A 22,118-nucleotide genomic window follows, 5' to 3' on the forward strand; every position below is an offset into this window, starting at 1 on the left:
CGATCACTTTCAGCTGAATGGCTTAGCCCAACACCATCGTACTCAACCGACACGTACAGCACCGCCGCCCCTGCTCGTCGAATACCACGATCTCCCAGCTCTGGCTCGAACGCCCCAGATGCAGCGGCTGACACACGCCGCGCACCTTACCGTGAGAGACCGCGCGATGGTGCGTGGCGTTCAGCTCCGTCCCCACCACGCTCTGCCCGTCGCGGGTCATCAGAAAACCGGCCATCGACCCCAGCGTCTCCGCCAGCGCCGCCGAGGCGCCGCCATGCAGCAGGCCAAACGGCTGATGGGTACGGGCATCCACCGGCATTTCGGCTTCCAGCGTGTCGTCCCCAAGGCGGGTATAAGCAATGCTCAGGTGCGCCACCAGAGTGTTCACGCTGGTGGCGTTCAGTTCTTCAAGCGATAAATGACGTTTCCAGATCATCACGCCCCCAGCGTGGAGCCGCCGTCCACCACGATATCCTGCAGGGTAATATGGCTGGCAGAATCGGATGCAAGAAACAGAACCGTGCTGGCAATCTCCTGCGGACGGGCAATTTTGCCGAGCGGAATACCGAGCTTAAACTGCTCGCCAAAGCCGCGAATGCGCTGCTGTTCTGCGTCGTCACTTTTCCACAGGGTGCGCTGCATGTCGGTGTCCGTTGAACCGGGCGAAACCAGGTTACAGCGCACGCCGCTGCCCGCAAGCTCCAGCCCGACGGTCAGCGCCAGGCTTTTCAGCGCCGCCTTCGATGCGCCATAGGCGCTCATGCCGATGCGCGGCGTGTGCGCCGCGTCGGACGCCACGGTGACGATCGCCCCGCCCTGCTGACGGCGGAACTGGCCCATCGTCTGCTGGAAGAGGTTAAACGCGCCGCCGACGTTAACCGCGAAGGTCTGCTGCCAGTCCTCCAGCGAGAGCTCGTCCGTCGCCCCCATGCGCAGAATGCCCGCCGCGTTAACCAGCACGTCAAGGCGTTCAAGCGACGCCAGCGCGCGCCCGCAGACCTCGCCCACCTGCGCGGCATCCGCCACGTCCAGCGTCTCGGTGGTAAACGGGTAATCATTCTGAGGAAAGGCCAGATCGAACCCGGTCACCTGCGCGCCCGCTTCTACAAACGCCAGCGCGCTCGCATAGCCAATCCCCTTCCCCGCACCCGTTACCCAGACGGTTTTGCCAGTAAAATCAAACCCCATCACTTCACCTCGCGGGAGAGCAGCGTCCACCAGGCGTCGATTGTTGGATTTTTTGCCAGCATCACGAAGTCGATATCGCCGTGCACTTTGCGCCAGCGGGCGGCCAGCGCCATCATGCGCACCGAGTCCAGGCCGTAGTCGATCAGGTTTTCGTCATCCATCGGCTCGTCGGACTCGTCCAGCAGCGGCAAAACAAGCTCGCGCAGCGCGGCTTTGGTCGCCGGAACGGACGGCAGCAATTCGTCGGTCATCACCACGCGACCCGAGCGTCCGGCCACGTAGTTGAGCGACATCAGGTGCTCGTCGCGGGTGAAATCCGCCAGCGCGTCGGCAATAAAGAACGGTTTAATGTCGCGCATAAAGGCATCGGTGGCGGTGGTCATGCAGCCGATGTGCGCGTACACGCCGGTAATCAGCAGCTGGTTGCGGCCGGTCTCTTTCAGCATCTGCTCCAGCGGCGAGCGGTGGAACGCGCTGTAGCGCCACTTCACCAGCACGGTGTCCGCTTCGTCCGGCGTCAGTTCAGCCACGATGCGCTGCTGCTCCGGCGAACGGGTCAGGCCCGGCCCCCACATATCGTTAAGCAGGGCGCGGTCTTCATCGCTCTGCTCTTTCGGCTGCGCGGTGTAGTACACGGGGATATTGTGCGCTTTGCAGTAATCACGCAGTCTGGCGATGTTCGCCACCACCTGCTGCATCATGTCGCTATTTTCGCCCCAGAAGTTCAGGAAATACTCCTGCATATCGTGGATCAACAGCGCGGCGCGCTCCGGCTCAAACGCCCAGTTCACCTTGTTGGTCGGCAATTCTGCGGCGGTCGGCAGCGCGTAAGCGGTTAATTTTGGAATGGCCATACTCTGTTCCTCAGCCCCGGGCGCGTTCAGCAAGCCACAGGCGCAACTGTTTCTTATCGACTTTGCCGACCGGCGTTAACGGGAGCGCATCCACGCTCTCCACGCGGTCCGGCAGCTTGAATTCGGCAACGCCCTGCTCGCGCAGGAAGCGGCGCACCTCGACCGCGCGCAGGGGCTGTTTCACCACCAGATACGCGCAGCTTTTTTCGCCCAGCAGGCTGTCCTCCATGCTCACCAGCGCGGCGTGGATCACCGCCTCGTGGCGCAGCAGCAGGTTTTCGATCTCTTCGGCGGCGATCTTCTCCCCGCCGCGGTTGATCTGATCCTTCTCGCGCCCCTGCACGGTGATGTAGCCCTGCTCGTCGATGGCGATCAGATCGCCGGAGCAGTAAAAACCGTTGGCATCGAAGGCGCTGGCGTTGTGTTCCGGGCTGTTGAAATAGCCGCGGAAGGTATACGGCCCGCGCGTCATCAGACGCCCGACTTCCCCGCGCGGCAGCGGGTTGCCGTGCTCGTCCGCCACCCACACCTCGTCATCAGGACACATCGGGCGGCCCTGAGTGTTGATGATGCGCTCCGGCGCGTCGTCGAGCGCGGTGTAGTTCACCAGCCCTTCCGCCATGCCGAAGACCTGCTGAAGCTGACAGCCGATTTCCGCCGGAATACGCGCCGCGAGCGTGGCGGAGAGGCGCGCGCCGCCCACCTGGAGCAGCCTGAGAGAATTAAGCTGCGCGTTGCCCGCGCCGTCCGCAATCGCCTGTAGCCAGAGGCTCACCGCCGGAGGGACCAGCGAGGTGACGTTGATCTGATGCTGCTCAATCAGCGGGAAGCAGAGCGTGGCGCTCGGATCGTTCGCCAGCACCACGCAGCCGCCCGCCGTGAAAACGCCCAACGATCCTGGCGAACTCATGGCGTAGTTGTGCGCCGCGGGAAGCGCGTTCAGGTAGCGGGTGTGCGCAGTGATGCCGCAGATTTCGTTGCTGCGGCGAATGCTGTAGTCGTAGTCGTTGTGCGTGCGCGGGATCAGCTTCGGCGTGCCGGTACTGCCGCCGGAGAGCTGGAAGAAGGCCACCTCGTCGGCGGGCGTCGGGTTCGGGATGAAATTGTCCGCCGGGCGGGCAAGCGCCGTTTCCAGGGCGTGTTCACCCTTATCGCCGCGCAGCAGCACGACGCGTACCGAGCGGTGCGCATCCACGAAGGTATTAAGAAAATCATCGCTCGCAAACAGCGCGTGGTCGCGATCGGCAATCAGCACGGCGGGTTTGATCTGCTCCGCGTAGGCGTTCAGCTCGCTGCGCTGATGGCTAAAGAGCGCATTCACCGGCGCGACGCCGATTTGCAGCAGCGCGAAGAAGGTGATGTAAAACTCGGCCACGTTGCCGAGCTGCACCAGCGCGGTCTCGCCGCGGTGCAGCCCCTGCGCCTGGAGGGCGGACGCGAGGTTATTCACCGCCTGATGAAACGCGCGGTAGGTGATGTGCCGCTCGCCGTCGATAATCGCCACCGTATCGCTGTCCGCACGATCCGTCAGAATGTGGGCCAGGGGCCGATCCTGCCAGTAGCCTTTCTCACGGTAGCGGCGGGCAAATTCCTCGGGCCAGCGGGTAAAGGGAATAGTCATGAGCGTTCCTTAATGCAGGCCAAACACGTTGAGCATGGTGGAGAGCTTCACGCCTGTTTCGCGCCACTCGCCCACCGGCGAGGAGGCAGGCACAATGCCCGCACCGGCAAACAGGCGAACGGTATTTTCGCGAAGACGCGCGCAGCGGATGGTCACCACCCACTCGCCGTTGCCTTCGCTGTCGCACCAGCCGACGATGCCGCCGAACAGCTCGCGGTCGAACGGCTCCAGCTCGGCAATCAGCTCTTTCGCCGCCTGATGCGGGAAGCCGCTCAGGGCTGGCGTCGGGTGCAGCAGGCAGGCCAGCGTCAGAGCGTTTTCGTTTTCGCGCGCGTCACCTTCAACCGGCGTCGCCAGGTGCCACAGCGTCGGCGTGGTGATGAGCTGCGGCGAAGACGGCATGCTCAGGTGATGGCTGCGCGGCGCCAGAATGGCCTTCATCGCCTGGGTTACCAGGTCGTGCTCGTGGCGGTCCTTTTCGGAGGCCAGCAGCTTGTTGCCCGCTTCGCGATCTAATACGTCGTCCGGCTGACGGCGCGCGGAGCCTGCCAGCGGCAGCGAGCTAAAGTGCCTGCCCTCTTTGCGCAGCAGCAGTTCCGGGCTGGCGCCGAGCAGCACGCCGCCGTCCTCCAGCGGCACGTGGAAGTTAAAGCTCGCCGGGTTCTGGGCGATCAGACGCTCCATCAGCGCGCCGCTGTCCATGTTTTTGTCGGTCGCGATATCAATCAGGCGCGACAGCACCACCTTGTTCACCTGCGGCGTGGCGGTGAGCGATGCGGCGCGAGCGACCATCTCTTCGAACACGGGCTGCGGCGGGATCTCGGTGCGTTGTTCAACCTTCAGCGCCTGCGAGCCGGAAAAATAGCGTGCGGACTGCTGACGCGCGGGACGGGAAAACGTCTCACAGCGTTGCGGAATAAACAGCGACGACGGCTTGCGGGTATCGAACGGGATGGCCCCGACCATGACGGGATGGGCGATGCCGCTGGCTTTCGCATCCCGGAAAGCCTGGGCTAATTTCTGCTGGAACTGCCCCGCCGGATCGTCGCCGCCAACGGCAGGTTCAGCGAAGCGGGCAAAACAGCCTGAGGTGGTAAAACTGCGGTAAGGCGACATAAAGAAAAAGCTGTCTGATTGCAGCGTGGTCGCGGTGTGCTGAACTTCCTCAGCCAGGGACGTGTCCATATCATCCTCCTCAAAATGATAAAAGAAGCAATAATGATTATCATTTATATTTTCGTCGGCTAACCTAATCCTACAGCGCCCCGCTGTCAACCGTCCGGCAATAACTTGTGTGACAAACGCTTGCATCCCTTCCCTGCAACCATGAAAATGAGAAGCATTATCTTCAACAAAAACAGGATGCTGCTTAGTGAAACTCCCTGCCGTTTGCCGCAATGCCCTTCTTTTAACAGGACTTTTTGTTTTAGGACTAACCTCAGCCGTCGCCGCCGACTGGCCGCGTGAGGTCACCGACAGCCGCGGCGTGCATACGCTTGAGAGCAAACCGACGCGCATTGTCTCCACCAGCGTGACCTTAACCGGCTCCCTGCTGGCGATTGACGCGCCGGTCATTGCCAGCGGCGCAACCACGCCCAACAACCGCGTGGCGGATGCGCAGGGTTTTCTGCGACAGTGGGGTGATATTGCAAAACAGCGCAAGGTTGCGCGGCTGTACATCGGCGAGCCGAGCGCCGAAGCGGTCGCCGCGCAAATGCCGGACCTGATTTTGATCAGCGCCACCGGTGGGGATTCCGCGCTGGCGCTGTACGACCAGCTCTCCGCCATCGCTCCGACGCTTATCATTAACTACGACGACAAGAGCTGGCAGGAACTGCTGACGCAGCTCGGTACTCTCACCGGGCACGAAAAACAGGCCGCTGAACGCATCGCAGCCTTCGATAAACAGCTCGCGCAGGTGAAACAGCAGATGAAGCTGCCGCCGCAGCCGGTGAACGCCATCGTCTACACCGCTGCCGCGCACAGCGCCAATCTGTGGACTGCGGAATCCGCGCAGGGCAAGCTGTTGCACCAGCTGGGCTTTACGCTGGCGGACCTGCCCGCCGGGCTGCACACCTCGCAAAGCCAGGGCAAGCGCCACGACATTATTCAGCTGGGCGGGGAAAACCTGGCGACGGGGCTGAACGGTGAAGGACTGTTTGTGTTTGCGGGCGACCAGAAAGACGTGGATGCGATTTACGCCAACCCGCTGCTGGCACATCTGCCGTCGGTGAAGAACAAACGCGTCTGGGCGCTGGGAACGGAGACGTTCCGCCTGGATTATTACAGCGCGATGTTGGTGTTGCAGCGTTTGAATTCAATTTTTAAATAAGAGGCACGTTTACCGTAGGCCCGGTAAGCGCAGCGCCACCGGGCGTTTTGTCGGGTGGCGGCTACGCCTTACCCGACCTACAGGTTCTGCCTGAACCGACGCAACTCCACCAAAACCGCCAATAAAATTACGCCAACAACGGCTAACACAAACCCGCTGCTGCTCGCCGACGCCACCGGGGTCATTATCGCCCCCAGCCCGCCGAGGATCGCCGCGCCGATCGCATCGCCCGTCACGTTCTGCGCGGTCCACAGACCATTAATGCGACCAAGCATCCCTTCCGGCGTCTGGGTCTGGATCAGCGTGTACTGCAAAAGCGAGCTGATGGCGCTCAGCCAGCCGAAAATCACCAGGCACAACACGCCCAGCGCCCACACCGGCATCAGGCTGAAGAAGCCGATGGCGATAAACGAGGCCAGCGTGGCTAGCAGCATAATCAGCCCCGGGCGCGCGCTCTGCGCCAGGTTGCCGCTGGTCAGCGCCCCGCACGCCGCGCCGAGCGGAATGGCCGCGTACAGCACGCCAATCTCCGAGGCGCTCATCTGCCACTCGCCCGCCAGCGCCGGGTAGAGCACGCGCACGGCGCTCGCCATGGTCAGCAGGCCGCCGAGCAGCGCAATGCCGCCAATCAGCGGGTTGCTGAACAGGAAACGAATCGCGGCCATCAGCGATTTCAGCGGATGCTCGCGCGGCTGCGGCGGAGGCGGCAGGAGCGGCAGGCGCAGCAGCGTCAGGGTGGTGATAAACGTCCCCGCCGCCGCCAGCCCGTAGTTCCACGCCACGTTGCCGGTCGCCAGAAGCAGCCCGCCCACCATCGGCGAAATCACCGACCCGAGGCGCACGGTGAGCATGGTGATCGCCCCCGCCTGCATCAGGTTCTCGCGCCCGACCAGCGCAGGCGTCGCCGCCAGCAGCGCCGTCACGCCCAGCGAGGCGAAGAAACCGTCCCACAGGCCAAGCGCGTAAATGGCAATCAGCGACGGCTCCGGCAGCAAGGCGTTCAGACACAGCCCGATAAAGCCCACGCCGCAGGTGCCGCGCGCCAGCAGGATCAGCGTCTTACGTTCGTAGCGGTCCGCCAGCACGCCGCCGACCATCAGGCCGATAAACATCGCCCCGCCGGTTAAGGTGACGGATAACCCGACCAGCCAGCTGGAGTGCGTCATGGTCTGGATCTGTACCGGCACGGCCACGCCGAGCAGGCCGAGGGACAAAATGGAGATAAAGCGAGCGATAAACACGGCGCGATACGCCGGGTGCGTTTTCAACAGGCTGAGGTTGAGCAGCCAGGATTTTTGATTCATGACAAAGCCTTGAGTCTATTTCTACCCATTCCATGGGCGCACATGCTAACATAGCCAAATAAGATAGATAACGATAATCACTATCATTATCAAATCATGGATGTTGCTATGTCGTTTTCCTCTTCTGCGGTGCGCGCCGTTGCCGTGCCCGCTTTATTGCTGCTTTTGAGCCTTGCGATTGCACTCAGCCTGCTGGTCGGCGCAAAGCCGCTGCCCGCGTCCGTTATTGTTGATGCGCTCTCCGGTACCTGTCAGAGCGCGGACTGCGTCATCGTGCTCGACGCCCGCCTGCCCCGCACCCTTGCCGGACTGCTGGCCGGTGGCGCACTTGGCCTTGCCGGAGCCCTGATGCAAACCCTCACCCGCAATCCGCTGGCGGACCCCGGCATTCTCGGCGTTAACTCCGGCGCCAGCTTTGCCATTGTGCTCGGCGCAGCGCTGTTCGGGTTGACGTCGCCCTCCGAACAGCTGGCGATGGCGTTCTGCGGCGCGCTGGCCGCCTCGCTGGTGGTGGCGTTTACCGGCAGCCAGGGCGGCGGCCAGCTAAGTCCGGTCCGCCTGACGCTGGCGGGCGTCGCGCTCGCGGCGGTGCTGGAGGGCTTGTCCAACGGCATCGCCCTGCTGAACCCGGACGTTTACGACCAGCTGCGCTTCTGGCAGGCCGGTTCGCTGGATATCCGCACCCTTGAAACCCTAAAAGTGGTGGCGATCCCGGTGATTCTCGCTGCCGCCGTGGCGCTGTTTTTAAGCCGGGCGCTCAACAGCCTGAGCCTCGGCAGCGACACCGCGACCGCCCTCGGCAACCGCGTGGCGCGCACGCAGTTGATTGGTCTGCTCGCTATCACCGTACTCTGCGGCAGCGCGACCGCCGTGGTTGGCCCGATCGCCTTTATTGGCCTGATGATGCCGCACATGGCGCGCTGGCTGGTGGGGGCGGATCACCGCTGGTCGCTGCCGGTGACGCTGCTGGCCACCCCTGCCCTGCTGCTGTTTGCCGACGTGCTGAGCCGCCTGCTGGTGCCCGGCGAGCTGCGCGTCTCGGTGGTCAGCGCCTTTATCGGCGCACCGGTGCTAATCTTCCTGGTACGACGCAGACGAGGAGGTGGCGCATGATGGCTCCGTCCCGTCGTTTACTCACCAGCGTCTCGCTGCTGCTTTTCGCCATTCTGCTGCTGGCAGTCTGGAGCCTGCGCAGCGGCGCGGTGACGCTCGATTTCACTCAGGTCTTTAACGCCCTGCTCGGCAGCGCGCCACGCAACATCACTATGGTGGTGACGGAGTGGCGACTGCCGCGCGTGGCGATGGCGATTCTGGTGGGCGCGGCGCTCGGCGTGAGCGGCGCGATATTTCAGTCGCTGATGCGCAACCCGCTCGGCAGCCCGGATGTGATGGGCCTCAACACCGGGGCCTGGAGCGGCGTGCTGGTGGCGATGGTCTTGTTCGGCCAGCACCTGACGGCTATCACCTTTACGGCGATGGCGGGCGGCATTCTCACCTCCCTGCTTATCTGGGCCCTGGCCTGGCGCAACGGCATCGACACCTTCCGCCTGATCATCATCGGGATTGGCATCCGCGCCATGCTGATGGCCTTTAACACCTGGCTTTTGCTGCAGGCCTCGCTGGAAACCGCGCTCTCCGCCGGACTGTGGTATGCAGGCTCTCTCAACGGCCTGACGTGGGGCAAAACCTGGCCCGCCGCGCCGCTGATTGTGCTGATGTTTATTGGCGCGCTGCTGCTGGTGCGGCGTATGCGCCTGCTGGAGATGGGCGATGACAGCGCCTGCGCGCTGGGCGTGGGCGTCGAGCGCTCGCGCCTGATGCTGATGCTGGTCGCGGTACTGCTGACCGCCGCCTCTACCGCCATCGCCGGGCCGATCTCGTTTATCGCCCTCGTGGCCCCGCACATCGCGCGGCGTCTTAGCGGGACGGAGCGCTGGGGATTAACTCAGGCGGCACTGTGCGGCGCGCTGCTGCTGCTGGCCGCCGATCTCTGCGCCCAGCAACTGTTTATGCCTTATCAACTGCCGGTGGGCGTGGTAACCGTCAGCCTTGGCGGGATTTACCTCATCGTCTTGCTCGTTCAGGAGTCACGCAAGAAATGACAGATTCAACCACCCGCTTGCACGGCGAAAACTTGACCCTCAGCTACGGCAAAAAAATCATTGCCCGTGACCTATCCGTTGCCATTCCGGACGGCCACTTCACGGCGATTATCGGGCCGAACGGCTGCGGTAAATCGACACTGCTGCGCACGCTGAGCCGCCTGATGACGCCAACTGAGGGCAGCGTATTCCTCGACGGGGAGCAGATCCAGCGCTTCGCCAGCAAAGAGGTGGCCAGGCGCATCGGTCTGCTCGCGCAGAATGCCACCACGCCGGGAGATATCACGGTGCAGGAGCTGGTCTCGCGCGGACGCTACCCGCACCAGCCGCTGTTTACCCGCTGGCGCAAAGAGGACGACGAAGCGGTGAACCGCGCGATGCAGGCGACCGGGATTACGGATCTCGCGCAGCAAAGCGTGGATACTCTCTCCGGCGGACAGCGCCAGCGGGCGTGGATCGCGATGGTGCTGGCGCAGGAAACCTCGATTATGCTGCTGGACGAGCCGACGACCTGGCTCGATATCAGCCATCAGATCGATCTGCTGGAGCTGCTGGGCGAGCTGAACCGCACGCAGGGTTACACCCTGGCGGCGGTGCTGCACGATTTAAACCAGGCGTGCCGCTACGCCACGCATCTGATTGCCTTGCGAGACGGCGAGATTGTGGCGCAGGGCGCGCCGAAGGAGATTGTGACGCCGGAGCTGATCGCGCGGATCTACGGCATGCGCAGCATGATTATTGACGATCCGGTGGCGGGCACGCCGCTGGTGGTGCCGTTGGGTCGGCAGTAATTGCCGGGTGGCGGCTACGCCTTACCCGGCCTACATTTCGCTCCCGTAGGCCCGGTAAGCGCAGCGCCACCGGGCATTTGCACTATCCAAAAATTTCCTTCAGTACCGGCCCAATCTTTTCAAACACCTGCGGTGAAATAATATCCACGTGGGCGCAGTCCTGGCTGTACACCTCCAGCTCATCCACCCACGGCGCCCACGCGGCCTGCGGATCCAGGGTTCGCGTTCGCTCGGCGACAAACAGCGTCGCTTTACCGTCAAACCGCGCGCTGTGTGCCGTGGTGAGCAGCCGCACCGCGTCGGCGTAGTTGCCTTCGATAGCGTTAAACAGCTCGCTGGAGCCCTGCCCCTGCTGGGCGGCGATAAACGCCTCGCGCTCGCGCGCGATCTCCGCCAGCACCTCCGGGTCGAGGCCGTTGGCCTCTTTCTCCGACCAGTTCTGGGTTTCCGGCGGCCAGGTATCCAGCAGGCCGAGGAACGCCACCGCTTCACCCTGCTCGCGCAGACGCGCCGCAATACCCTGCGCCAGCGTGCCGCCGAGGGAATAACCGAACAGATAATACGGCCCCTGCGGCTGCTGCGCGCGCAGCGTTGCAAGGTGATGCTCGATCACCCCATCCAGATCCGCGCACTGCTGCATCGGGCCGTCCGGACGCGGCGACTGAATGCCGGTAATCGACCAGCGCGGGCTGAGGTAGCGCGCCAGCACGCTGAACTGCCAGGCAAAGCCGGACGCCGGATGGAAGCAGAACAGCGTCGGCCCGCTGCTTTCGCGCAGCGGCAGGAGGGTTTCATACCCCAGACGCTGCGCCTGCTCGTCGCTCAGTTGCGAGTCCAGCAGCGCGCTGAGCTTGCTCACCGTCGAGGCAACCATAATCTGCCCCGGCGTGACCCTGCGGGCGAAGGCCCGGCTGAGCTGTGCCGCCAGACGCATTGCCAGCAGCGAGTGTCCGCCGAGGGCAAAGAAGTCGGCTTCGATATTGTTCACCTCGCAGCCCAGAAGCGCGGCAAACGCCTGCGCCACGGCGACTTCGGTTTCCGTCCCCGGTGCGCGGCCGGAGGTTTTACTGGTCAGCTCCGGCAGCGGCAGCGCCTTGCGGTCGAGCTTGCCGTTGGCGCTGAGCGGCAGCGCGCTGATTTGCAGCAGCACCACCGGCACCATATGCGGCGGCAGCTGCGCTTTGAGCGATTCCAGCAGCGCGTCGCGGTTCAGCGGTAAGCCGGATTCAGAGACCACGTATCCCACCAGCTGGCGGGCATCGCCGCCCGTTGCCGCCGCCTGGTTGAACACGCAGGCATGCGCCACGGCCTGGGCCACGTCCGGCAGCGACAGCATCGCCCTGTCGATTTCGCCCAGCTCAATGCGCTGGCCGCGAATTTTCAGTTGGTCATCGCTGCGTCCCAGATACTCCACCGCGCCGTTGTCCAGCCACCGGGCTACGTCGCCGGTGCGATACATGCGTTCGCCGGGGGCAAACGGGTCGGCGATAAAGCGGCTGGCGGTGAGATCCGGACGGCCCAGATATCCCTGCGCCAGCTGGATGCCGGTGAGGTACAGATCCCCCGCCACGCCAAACGGCACCGGGCGCATCATCGCGTCAAGGATGCGCAGCCCCGTGTTCCACACCGGGAAGCCAATCGGCACGCTGTTGCCTTCCACCGCCGTCAGCTCCGGGCCAAACGCCGGATACCAGCTGACGTCCACCGCCGCTTCCGTTGGGCCATAGAGATTGTGCAGCGGCGCACGGGTAAGCTGTTCCCACTCGCGGCACAGTTCAGCCGGCAGCGCTTCGCCGCTGCAGAACACTTGCTTAAGCGTTTTGCAGCACGCCACGTTTTCCGGCGTCAGCGAGGCGACAAAGGCCGCCAGCATCGACGGCACGAAGTGGGTGGTGGTCACGCCGTAGCGTGCGAAGAAGCTCTGCATCGCCTGCGGATCGCGGTGCGCGTCCGGCTCGGCCATCACCAGCTTCGCCCCGGCGATAAACGGCCACCAGAACTCCCACACCGACACGTCAAAGCTGCACGGCGTTTTCTGCGCCACTACGTCATGCGCCGCCAGTGGATAATGATCCTGCATCCACTTCAGGCGGTTAACGATGGCAGTATGCCCGACCATGACCCCTTTCGGACGTCCCGTCGAACCGGAGGTGAAGATGATGTACGCGGTCTGCTCCGGCTTCGCCAGCCGCAGTGGTTCCGCATTCGCAGCCGGTAACAGTGTGTTGTAACTAAACGCGGTTATGGGCAGATCGCTAAAGCGCGAACGCTGTTCGTCGGTGGTAATGAGCAACGAAGGTTTAGCATCTTCCAGCATCATCCGCAGACGGTCGTCAGGGTAGCCGGTGTCGAGCGGCAGCCACGCGGCACCGGCCTCGACGATGCCGTGCAGCGCTAAAGTCAGGAACACCGAGCGCGGGAGTGCCACCGCCACACTGTCGCCCGGCTTCACGCCGCGTTCGCGCAGCAGGTTTGCCAGCGCGACGACCTGCTCACGCATCTGGCGATAGTTCAGTTCAATATGCGCGTCCGCCAGCGCGGGGGCATCCGGCGTTTTGCATGCCTGCTCCGCCACCAGATCCGCCAGCGTGGTGGACGGCAGCGCCAGCCCGGTATCGTTGATGCGCGCCAGCTGCTGATATTCCTGCTCTGAAACGGTTTCCACGTCGCCACAGCGCAGGTCCGGATTAGCGGCAAACTGCGTCAGCATCGCGTTCAGGCGCGCCGCGTGGCGCTTGAGCGTCGCTTCATCGTAACGCTGCGTGTTGGCGAGGATCTCAATGCTCAACCCGCCCTGTTCGTCCGGGAACAGCGCCAGCTCCAGATCGTTCACCGGGCCGGTTGCCAGCGTATGGGTGATGGCCTCCACGCCGTCGATATCCAGCTGATAATCAAACACCTTAACGTTCAGCACCGGGCCAAATAGCGCTTCATCGCCTGCGGCACGCCCGCTGTCGCGCACGATCTGCTCGGCGTCATAGCGCTGATGGCGGCGCATTTTTTTCAGCTGGTTCGCCAGGCGCAGCGCCAGCATCGGCAGGCTTTCATGGGGGTCAATATTGACCGCCAGCGGCAGAACGTTGAGCACCGGCCCGGTCGCGGTCAGCGCGGCGGAGCCCATGCGGCGCATAAAGATAAACCCGGCGGCGTAGTCCAGCCGCCCCGTCAGGCGGCCCAGCCACAGCGCCACCAGCGCAAGGGCCAGATCGGTGCGCTGCGCCTGCCCTGCCGCCTGCGCAAGCTGGCTAAAGGCGCGACCGTCCATTGCAATTTTCAGGCGCAGGATGTCGGTAGTGGCAGCGCGTCCCGGCAGCGGTGCGGAAGAGAGCGAGACAGGAGAAGGCAATTGTTTGCGCTGTTCGGCCCAGAAAGCACCGTCGCGCTGATACGCCTCGCTGTCGCGATAGCGCTGATACTCTTCCACCACCCCGGCAAACGGCGTAAACGGGGATTCAGGCGTGGGTTCGCCCTTTTTCCAGGCGGCGTAAATCGCGGTGATCTGGCGGGTAATGGCCGGAAAACTGAAGCCATCCACCACCAGATGGTGATAGCGCTGATACCAGTACCAGTGGTTTTCACCGACCTGAATCAGCCGGTGAAACGCCAGCGGCTGACCGCCGTCAACGCGCAGGTTTTGATTGAGATCGGATTCCATCAGCGCCACGGCGGCGTCGTGAGAATCAACGCGAACGATGGACGGCTCCGGCAGAATGACGGTGTCATCCACCCACTGCCACACCTCGCCGTTATCTTCGGCAAAACGCATCCGCAGGGTATCGGCCTGCATCATGCCTTCCGTAATCGCTTTTGCCAGCAATGGCGCATCGATAGCGCCTTTCAGCTCGGTGTAGTGCGCGACGGTCCAGGCGTTTGGCAGGGAGGAAAGTTGCTCCGCCATCCAGATCCCCGGCTGGGCGGCGACAAGAGGGAGACGGTTCATGCGCGCTCCCCCGCAAAACATGACGGCTCAAGCGTCTGCCAGTGTTCCGCCAGCCACTGCTGGCACGCCTCCTGAGATTGCGGTTCGCAGACCACGCGCCAGCCCGCGGGCAACTCGCACTGCAGCGGCCACAGGCTGTACTGCCCCCGGTCATTTTGCAAAATGGCGAACTGTCCCTGCGGATTATCGAAAGGATTGCTGAATTCCATACAGACTCCGTTAGTGAATAAGCGGCTGCCAGAGGGTCATCAGCCCCTGCGTCAGACCACCGCGCCAGCAAAGCGCATCGTGTCCGCCGTCAACCTGACGCCAGAAAACCGGTTGCTGAGTGTGTAGTTCGGCGAGGATCGCCTGGTTTGCGCGGAAGATAAGCGGCTCGTTGCGCCCGGCCTCAAGGACGATGCGCAGCCCGCGAGCGGTTTTCTCGCCTGCTTTAAGCTGCCCGATCAGCAGCCCGTCCTGCTGCCCGCCGCGGTGTGGCCACCAGAACGAGCCGGACTGGCTCAGCACGCAGCCAAAGCGCTGCGGCCAGTTGAGGCCAGCGTATAACGAAGAGAGTCCGCCGAAGCTCTGGCCCGCCACCACGGTTCGGTCGGCGCGGTCGCTGAACGGGGCAATGCTTTTCACCTGCGGGAGGAGTTCTTCCTGCACCGCCAGCCAGAAATCAGGGTTGCACGGCAGCTCGCGGCTGCGGTGTTCGGTATCAATCACGTCGATCAGCACGTAAACCGCAGGTGGCAGTTTACCGTCGCGGGTGAGCGACGCCAGCGCAGGCCAGACGGGCATGCTTTCGGCCCAGAACTGGCCGTCGAGCAATACCGCCAGCGGGCGCTCGGGGCTGTCGTCCCCGGTGGTAAAAATCCAGACGCGGCGACGACTGCGCAGCCGCGCGCTGTTCCATTCGATGCAGACAGGCTTTTTATATGGCGTATCGGAAGGGTTCCAGCCAGGCTGCTCCGGGGCGTCCGGCATCTCCAGCGCCGAGACGGCATGACCGCGCCCGCCTCGCCAGCTCTGCGGATTCAGCGGGTCGGACACCGCGTGCGGCAGCAGCTTACGCCAGCCTTCGCGCAGCGCCATCCGGTCCGGCTGCTGGCCTTCAAACACTGCGCTGGCAAAATCGTTTTCATTCTCAGAAGGGATAAAACAGTAGCTGCCGCGCCACTCGGGGCTGAACTCGCCCTGCCACTGCCAGACGTCGGTATCCGGGATGCGTTCAAGAGACTGGGGGCGGGCATTCTGATGGTGATCGGTCACGCCGGTAATGTAGAGCCAGACGCGTTTAACTGCTGACGTTTTCTGCGTGCCTGCCGGATCCCGCCACCAGAAGGTGACGCGATAGCTCGCCTTCTGACGTTGCCGTTCCGGCCCATTTTTCGACTGCCACCACGCTTCACTTCCGGTTGTTAACGCCGTCACCCTTATAACCCCATGTTTCACAGTCTTTTTTGTTTCAGAGCAAATTTTATTGATAATATTATTGATAACTATTTGCATTTGCAATAGCGTAATGCCCGCGCTGTGGGAAGCGCGCTCATTAAATAACCATAAAAGCGGGACGTACAATGAATAAGAAGATTCACTCTCTGGCCTTGCTGGTCAATTTAGGGATTTATGGTGTCGCGCTGCCCGTCATGGCAGACGACAACACCGCCTCCGCGCAGCATGAAGACACCATGGTGATCACCGCCGCCGAGCAGAATTTGCAGGCGCCGGGCGTGTCGACCATCACCGCCGACGAGATCCGCAAAAACCCGCCCGCGCGCGACGTGGCGGAAATCATCCGCACCATGCCGGGCGTTAACCTGACCGGCAACTCCACCAGCGGCCAGCGCGGGAATAACCGTCAGATTGACATTCGCGGCATGGGTCCGGAAAACACCCTGATCCTGATCGACGGCAAGCCGGTCACCAGCCGCAACTCCATCCGTCTGGGCTGGCGCGGCGAGCGCGATACGCGTGGTGATACCGGCTGGGTGCCGCCAGAGATGATCGAACGTATTGAAGTGATCCGCGGTCCGGCAGCCGCGCGCTACGGCAACGGTGCGGCAGGCGGCGTGGTGAACATTATCACCAAAAAATTCGACGACCAGTGGCATGGCTCCTGGAACACCTACCTGAACGCGCCTGAACATAAAGATGAAGGTTCCACCAAGCGCACCAACTTCAGCCTGAGCGGCCCGCTGGGCGGCGACTTCAGCTTCCGCATGTTCGGTAACCTGGATAAGACCCAGCCCGACGCGTGGGACATTAACCAGGGCCACCAGTCTGAGCGTACGGGAGCCTACGCCAACACCCTGCCCGCGGGCCGTGAGGGCGTGGAAAACAAAGACATCAACGGCGTGGTGCGCTGGGACTTCGCGCCCATGCAGTCCCTGGAGTTTGAGGCGGGCTACAGCCGCCAGAACAACCTCTATGCGGGCGACACGCAGAACACCAACAACGACAATGCGCTGGTGAAGAAGAACTACGGCAAAGAGACGAACCGTATTTATCGTCAGAACTTCGCGGTGACCTGGAACGGCGGCTGGGATAACGGCATCACCACCAGCAACTGGGCGCAGTACGAACACACCCGCAACTCCCGCCTGGGCGAAGGGCTGGCGGGCGGTCTGGAAGGCCTGTTCAACAGCAATAAATTCACCGATACCGATCTGGCCGACGTGATGCTGCACAGTGAAATCAACCTGCCGATTGATTTCCTCGTCAACCAGAACCTGACGCTCGGCACCGAGTGGAACCAGCAGCGCATGAAGGACTCCACTTCCTTTACCCAGACTCAACAGGGCGGCACCATTCCGGGCATGAGCGACGACCGCAGCCCGTATACGTCAGCGGAGATCTTCTCCCTGTTCGCCGAGAACAACATGGAGCTGACCGACAGCACCATGCTGACCCCTGCCCTGCGCTTCGATCATCACACTATCGTGGGCAATAACTGGAGCCCGTCGCTCAACCTGTCGCAGGGTCTGGGGGACGACTTCACCCTGAAGATGGGGATCGCGCGTGCCTACAAAGCGCCGAGCCTGTATCAGACTAACCCGAACTATCTGCTGTACAGCAAAGGCCAGGGCTGCTACGCCAGTTCCGACGGCGTGGGCTGCTACATGATGGGTAACGACGACCTGAAAGCCGAAACCAGCATCAACAAAGAGATCGGTCTGGAGTGGAAACGCGACGGCTGGCTGGCGGGCGTGACCTGGTTCCGCAACGACTACCGCAACAAGATTGAAGCAGGCTACGCGCCGATCGGTCACACCTCGTCCGGTAAAGTGCAGACGGACATCTACCAGTGGGAAAACGTGCCGAAGGCGGTGGTGGAAGGGCTGGAAGGCTCCCTGAACGTGCCGGTCAGCGACACCATCAACTGGACCAACAACATCACCTGGATGCTGCAGAGCAAGAACAAGGAGACCGGCGACCGTCTGTCGATCATCCCGGAGTACACGCTGAACTCAACCCTGAGCTGGCAGGTGCATCAGGACGTATCGCTCCAGTCGACCTTCACCTGGTACGGCAAGCAGCAGCCGAAGAAGTACAACTACAAAGGTCAGCCGGTCACCGGGTCTGAGAAAGACGAAGTCAGCCCGTACAGCATCGTTGGCCTGAGCGCGACCTGGGACATGACCAAAAACGTCAGCCTGACCGGCGGCGTGGATAACGTCTTCGACAAGCGCCAGTGGCGCGCGGGTAATGCCCAGACCACAGGTAATACCACGACGGGCGCGTATATGTACGGTGCGGGTGCCTACACGTATAATGAACCGGGTCGCACCTGGTATATGAGCGTGAATACGCGTTTTTAAGGCACTGAAGTCAATCCTTCCCTCTCCCTTACGTGGAGAGGGTCAGGGTGAGGGGAAACCATGCACACAACCCACAGCACATTTTCTCTCGCCGGCCACACCCTTCATCGCGTCACCTTCGACCCCACCACCTTCACCGACGCCGATCTCCTCTGGCTCCCCCACCACGCACAGCTCGCTGACGCCGGACGCAAACGCAAGGCCGACCACCTGGCAGGCCGCATCGCCGCCATGCATGCGCTAAACGAGCGCACCATTCCCGCCATCGGCCCCAGCGGGGAACCGCTCTGGCCGGAGGGTGTTTCCGGCAGCATCACCCACAGCGGCACGCAGGCGATGGCCGTCGTCACGCAACACCCAGCGCTTATCGGCATCGACTGCGAAGCGATCCTGCCTGAAAATGAAGCCAGAGAAATCAAAGATGGCATTCTTGATGAGCAGGAAGAGCGCGTGCTTTGCCGCGCGGGATACCCGTTCGCCCTCGCCCTGACGCTGGCGTTCAGCGCCAAAGAGAGCCTGTTCAAGGCCCTCTTTCCGCAGGTGCAGGCATATATGGGTTTTGACTGCGCCCGCGTCACCCTGCTCGACGATAAGACGCTTACGCTGACGTTGGCCCGTCAACTGGCAGGCTTTCAGGAAGGCACCGCCTTCACCCTGCACTGGCAGCAGCACGGCGAGCAGGCGATCACCCTGCTGTCACACGCTCCTGCCGACGGGCCTTCACGCTGGTGATCGCAAACGTCACGATAAACACCGCCGCGAACAGCACCACAATGGTTGGCGCGGGCGCGCTGTCGAGATAAAACGAGACATAGACGCCGCTAACCGACACGAGGGCTGAAACGGCGACCGCCACCAGCAGGGCCGTATGGAAGCGTCGGGTGATCAGCACCGCCACCGCGCCGGGGGCAATCAGCAGCGAAATCGACAGAATAATCCCCACCGCCTTCAGCGTCGCCACGATGGTCAGCGAAACCATGCACAGCAGGCCGTAGTGCAGCCAGCGGGTACGCAGCCCGCTCGCCTGCGCCTGCTGATAGTCAAAGCAGAACAGCAGAAAGTCCCGCCACTTCAGGCCAATCACCAGCGCGATCAGCCCCGCCACGATGCCGCTTTGCAGAATGTCCATGCCGTTTATGCCCAGCATATCGCCGAACAGAATGTGGTCGAGATGCACCTCGGGCTTGACGGCGATATAAAGGATCAGGCCCGCGCCAAACATGCCGGAAAAGACGATCCCCATGACCGTATCCTGCTTGATGCGGCTGTTATCCTTCAGGTATCCGGTGGCGACCGCGCAGAACAGACCGGCCACGAACGCGCCCAGCGCCAGCGGCAGACCCATCATCCACGCCAGCACGACGCCGGGAAATACCGCATGACTCATGGCGTCGCCCATCAGCGCCCAGCCTTTGAGCACCAGAAAAACCGACAGCAGCGCGCAGGGTACCGCCACCAGGAATGAAATCAGCAGCGCGTTGTTCATAAACGCAAACTGGAAGGGTTCAAGGAGCAGCGCCATCATGGGTGTGCCTCCCGCGCGCGACGGCGGCTGGCGAGCAGACCGTGCTTCGGCGCAAAGACGAACGCCAGCAGGAACAGCAGCGTCTGGGCGACTACGATAATGCCGCCGGTCGCGCCGTCCAGATAATAGCTGGCCCACGCGCCGAGGAAGCTGGTGATGCTGCCAATGGCGACGGCAATCATCAACAGGCGTGTGAAGCGGTCCGTCAGCAGCCACGCGGTTGCGCCGGGCGTGACCACAAGGCAGATCACCAGAAACGCGCCAACGGTTTGCAGCGCCGCCACGGTGGAGACCGCCAGCAGGGTAAAGAAGAGAATCTTCAGGCGTTCAGGACGCAGGCCGATGGCGCGGGCGTGGTTTTCATCAAAAAAGGTCACCATCAGATCTTTCCATTTGAGCAGCAGGATAACCGTCGACACCGCGCCGATAATCGCCAGCTGGACGATATCCTCCGGGGCGATAGCCAGAATATTGCCGAGGACGATGGTCTGAATGTTCACCGAGGTCGGGTTGAGCGAGACCATAAACAGCCCCAGCCCGAAAAAGGAGGAGAAGATCAGCCCGATGATGGCATCCTCCTTCAGGCGGCTGCGCTGGTTGAGAAACAGCATGCTGCCCGCCGCCAGCCCGCCCGACAGAAACGCCCCCAGAGAAAACGGCAGTCCGAGCATGTAGGCCCCCGCCACGCCGGGCACGATGGAGTGCGACAGCGCATCGCCGATCAGCGACCAGCCTTTAAGCATCAAGTAGCACGAGAGAAATGCGCACAGCCCGCCCACCATCGCCGAGACCCACATCGCGTTGAGCATATACTCGTAGCCGAAGGGTTCGAGAAGCGCGTTCATTTGGCCTCCTGACGGTGCGTGACGAAGGGGCGCTCGTCGTCGGTAATAATGCGGTCTTCCGAGCCGCTGAGCACCACGTGGCGCAGCACGCCGCTGAAGGCGCGCTCAAGATTTTCGGCGGTGAAGGTGGTGTCCGTCGGGCCGCTCGCCAGCACGGTGCCTTTGACCATCACCGTGTAATCGCAAAACTCCGAGACCGAGCCTAAATTGTGCGTCGAAACCAGCATGGTTTTACCTTCGTCGCGCAGCTCCCGCAGCAGGCTGATGATCCTGGCTTCAGTTTTGACGTCCACGCCGGTAAACGGCTCGTCGAGCAGGATCACCTCGCCCTGCTGGGCAATCGCCCGCGCCAGAAACACGCGCTTCTTCTGCCCGCCGGAGAGCTCGCCGATCTGCCGGTGGCGCAGCCCGAGCATATCCACGCGCTGCAGGGCGTCGGTCACGATCTGCTTATCGCGATCTTTGGGCCGACGCAGAAACCCCATATGCCCGTAGCGACCCATCATCACCACGTCTTCCACCAGCACCGGAAACGACCAGTCAACCTCTTCCGACTGCGGCACGTAGGCGACCAGGTTCTGACGCAGCGCCCGGCCAGGCGGCAGCCCCTGAATGGTGATGGTGCCGCTCGCCGCTCTAACAAAACCCATCACCGCCTTAAACAGCGTGGACTTGCCGGAACCGTTCACCCCCACCAGGGCGGCAATCGATCCGCCCGGCACGCTGAACGACGCGTCGCGCAGCGCCGTATGGCCGTTGCGGTAGGTCACGGTTACGTCAGTGACGACAATCCCCTTCTGCATGGTCACTCCTTCATGCCGTCACGGATGCCCTGCACCAGCGTGCGGGTGGTGACGTTCAGCAGATCGATATAGGTCGGCACCGGGCCGTTTTCCGCGCTCAGGGAGTCAACGTACAGCACGCCGCCGTAGTGGGTATCGGTTTCTCGCGCCACCTGACGGGCGGGCTTATCCGAGACGGTGCTTTCGCTGAACACCGCCGGGATGCGATGTTTTTTCACCAGATCGATAACCTTGCGCACCTGCTGGGGCGTGCCCTGCCGATCGGCGTTGATCGGCCACAGGTAAAGCTCTTTCATCCCCAGATCCCGCGCCAGATAGGAGAAGGCGCCCTCGCTGGTCACCATCCAGCGTTTGTCTTCCGGGATGGCCGCTACCTGCTTGCGCAGCGGTTCGAGGGTCGCGACGATCTTCTGCTTGTAGGCTTCCGCGTTGCGCTGATAGGTCTGTGCATTCGCCGGATCGTACTTCACCAGCGCGTCACGGATATTGTCGACGTAGATCAGGGCATTATCCGGCGACATCCACGCGTGCGGGTTGGGCTTGCCGTCGTACGGCCCCTCGCTGATGCCCATCGGCGTAATGCCTTTGGTGACAATCACTTCCGGTACGCCATTCAGGTGCTGATAAAAACGCTGGAACCACAGTTCCAGATTCATGCCGTTCGCCAGGATCAGCTGCGCCTTCTGCGCGCGTTTGATATCCCCCGGCGTGGGCTGGTATTCGTGGATTTCCGCACCCGGCTTAGTGATAGAGGTCACGTCTGCGGCGTCACCCGCCACGTTTTTCGCCATATCGGCGATGACGGTAAAGGTGGTGATAACCTGAAACTTTTCAGCCGCCAGCGCGCCGGTCGTGGTGGCGGTGAGTAACAGCACGCTAAGTAACAGACGCTTCAATCCTTGCCATGGATGCATCGCTGAAGTCTCCTGAGGTGATTAAATTCAAAGCGAAATTAGCCCGTGCTATAAGGTATAGCACAGGCTATATTTAAATGAAAATGGTTATCA

19 protein-coding genes are annotated in these 22,118 nt (G+C 62.4%); 6 read left to right on the plus strand and 13 right to left on the minus strand.

Features of this window, described 5'->3' with window-relative positions; translation table 11 throughout:
- Window positions 1-22 precede the first annotated feature (22 nt).
- The 5 genes from entH to entC are packed head-to-tail and all read right to left on the minus strand — an operon-like array spanning window position 23 to window position 4,848.
- Window positions 23-436 (minus strand): proofreading thioesterase EntH, encoded by a 414-nt coding sequence (gene entH / locus D5066_RS04120; protein WP_119915131.1) that lies wholly within the window; start codon window positions 434-436, stop codon window positions 23-25.
- Window positions 436-1,188: a 2,3-dihydro-2,3-dihydroxybenzoate dehydrogenase EntA gene (gene entA, locus D5066_RS04125; protein ID WP_419179106.1), complete on the minus strand. Its 753-nt coding sequence runs from the start codon at window positions 1,186-1,188 to the stop codon at window positions 436-438. The genes entH and entA overlap by 1 nt, the downstream gene beginning before the upstream one ends.
- On the minus strand, window positions 1,188-2,042 hold the full coding sequence (locus tag D5066_RS04130; RefSeq protein WP_119915133.1) for an isochorismatase: 855 nt from the start codon (window positions 2,040-2,042) through the stop codon (window positions 1,188-1,190). Before D5066_RS04130 ends, entA begins: the two co-directional genes overlap by 1 nt.
- Before the next feature lie 10 nt (window positions 2,043-2,052).
- A complete protein-coding gene (gene entE / locus D5066_RS04135; protein WP_119915134.1) occupies window positions 2,053-3,663 on the minus strand; it encodes a (2,3-dihydroxybenzoyl)adenylate synthase EntE in 1,611 nt (536 codons plus the stop codon).
- Between the two features lie 9 nt (window positions 3,664-3,672).
- On the minus strand, window positions 3,673-4,848 hold the full coding sequence (gene entC, locus D5066_RS04140) for an isochorismate synthase EntC (protein WP_119915135.1): 1,176 nt from the start codon (window positions 4,846-4,848) through the stop codon (window positions 3,673-3,675).
- Window positions 4,849-5,035: 187 nt separating this feature from the next.
- Between entC and fepB the strand changes: the two genes are divergently transcribed.
- A complete protein-coding gene (gene fepB / locus D5066_RS04145; protein ID WP_119915136.1) occupies window positions 5,036-5,995 on the plus strand; it encodes a Fe2+-enterobactin ABC transporter substrate-binding protein in 960 nt (319 codons plus the stop codon).
- 77 nt (window positions 5,996-6,072) lie between these two features.
- Here fepB and entS read toward each other — a convergent pair whose 3' ends face one another.
- Window positions 6,073-7,299 carry an enterobactin transporter EntS gene (entS, locus tag D5066_RS04150; RefSeq protein WP_119915137.1) on the minus strand — a complete coding sequence of 409 codons (1,227 nt, stop codon included), beginning with the start codon at window positions 7,297-7,299 and terminating at the stop codon, window positions 6,073-6,075.
- Window positions 7,300-7,407: 108 nt separating this feature from the next.
- Between entS and fepD the strand changes: the two genes are divergently transcribed.
- Genes fepD through fepC form a run of 3 tightly spaced genes read left to right on the plus strand, consistent with a single transcriptional unit; the run spans window position 7,408 to window position 10,192 of the window.
- Window positions 7,408-8,412, plus strand: a complete 1,005-nt coding sequence (gene fepD, locus D5066_RS04155) for a Fe(3+)-siderophore ABC transporter permease (protein WP_119915138.1) — start codon at window positions 7,408-7,410, stop codon at window positions 8,410-8,412.
- Window positions 8,409-9,401: an iron-enterobactin ABC transporter permease gene (gene fepG, locus D5066_RS04160; RefSeq protein WP_119915139.1), complete on the plus strand. Its 993-nt coding sequence runs from the start codon at window positions 8,409-8,411 to the stop codon at window positions 9,399-9,401. The genes fepD and fepG overlap by 4 nt, the downstream gene beginning before the upstream one ends.
- A complete protein-coding gene (gene fepC, locus D5066_RS04165) occupies window positions 9,398-10,192 on the plus strand; it encodes an iron-enterobactin ABC transporter ATP-binding protein (protein WP_119915140.1) in 795 nt (264 codons plus the stop codon). Before fepG ends, fepC begins: the two co-directional genes overlap by 4 nt.
- 82 nt (window positions 10,193-10,274) lie before the next feature.
- Here fepC and entF read toward each other — a convergent pair whose 3' ends face one another.
- From entF to fes, 3 genes are read right to left on the minus strand one after another with little or no spacing between them, the layout of a single operon-like run.
- Window positions 10,275-14,132: an enterobactin non-ribosomal peptide synthetase EntF gene (entF, locus tag D5066_RS04170; RefSeq protein WP_119915141.1), complete on the minus strand. Its 3,858-nt coding sequence runs from the start codon at window positions 14,130-14,132 to the stop codon at window positions 10,275-10,277.
- Complete coding sequence (locus tag D5066_RS04175) at window positions 14,129-14,341, minus strand: MbtH family protein (RefSeq protein ID WP_119915142.1); 213 nt, start codon at window positions 14,339-14,341, stop codon at window positions 14,129-14,131. Before D5066_RS04175 ends, entF begins: the two co-directional genes overlap by 4 nt.
- Window positions 14,342-14,351: 10 nt before the next feature.
- Window positions 14,352-15,551 carry an enterochelin esterase gene (gene fes, locus D5066_RS04180; RefSeq protein ID WP_119915143.1) on the minus strand — a complete coding sequence of 400 codons (1,200 nt, stop codon included), beginning with the start codon at window positions 15,549-15,551 and terminating at the stop codon, window positions 14,352-14,354.
- Window positions 15,552-15,697: 146 nt separating this feature from the next.
- Between fes and D5066_RS04185 the strand changes: the two genes are divergently transcribed.
- Together D5066_RS04185 and entD are read left to right on the plus strand one after the other, a co-directional pair.
- Window positions 15,698-17,938, plus strand: a complete 2,241-nt coding sequence (locus tag D5066_RS04185) for a TonB-dependent siderophore receptor (protein ID WP_119915144.1) — start codon at window positions 15,698-15,700, stop codon at window positions 17,936-17,938.
- A 60-nt stretch (window positions 17,939-17,998) separates the two neighbouring features.
- A complete protein-coding gene (gene entD / locus D5066_RS04190) occupies window positions 17,999-18,670 on the plus strand; it encodes an enterobactin synthase subunit EntD (RefSeq protein WP_119915145.1) in 672 nt (223 codons plus the stop codon).
- Here entD and D5066_RS04195 read toward each other — a convergent pair.
- From D5066_RS04195 to D5066_RS04210, 4 genes are read right to left on the minus strand one after another with little or no spacing between them, the layout of a single operon-like run.
- Entirely contained in the window at window positions 18,624-19,463 is an 840-nt protein-coding gene (locus tag D5066_RS04195) for a metal ABC transporter permease (protein ID WP_119915146.1), read from the minus strand. The genes entD and D5066_RS04195 overlap by 47 nt on opposite strands.
- On the minus strand, window positions 19,460-20,308 hold the full coding sequence (sitC, locus tag D5066_RS04200; protein WP_119915147.1) for an iron/manganese ABC transporter permease subunit SitC: 849 nt from the start codon (window positions 20,306-20,308) through the stop codon (window positions 19,460-19,462). Before sitC ends, D5066_RS04195 begins: the two co-directional genes overlap by 4 nt.
- Entirely contained in the window at window positions 20,305-21,111 is an 807-nt protein-coding gene (gene sitB / locus D5066_RS04205) for an iron/manganese ABC transporter ATP-binding protein SitB (RefSeq protein ID WP_119915148.1), read from the minus strand. Before sitB ends, sitC begins: the two co-directional genes overlap by 4 nt.
- 2 nt (window positions 21,112-21,113) lie before the next feature.
- Window positions 21,114-22,025: a metal ABC transporter substrate-binding protein gene (locus tag D5066_RS04210; RefSeq protein WP_119915149.1), complete on the minus strand. Its 912-nt coding sequence runs from the start codon at window positions 22,023-22,025 to the stop codon at window positions 21,114-21,116.
- Window positions 22,026-22,118 lie beyond the last annotated feature (93 nt).

This window comes from Enterobacter chuandaensis (assembly GCF_003594915.1).
In the GTDB taxonomy this organism is placed as follows: Bacteria; Pseudomonadota; Gammaproteobacteria; order Enterobacterales; family Enterobacteriaceae; genus Enterobacter; species Enterobacter chuandaensis.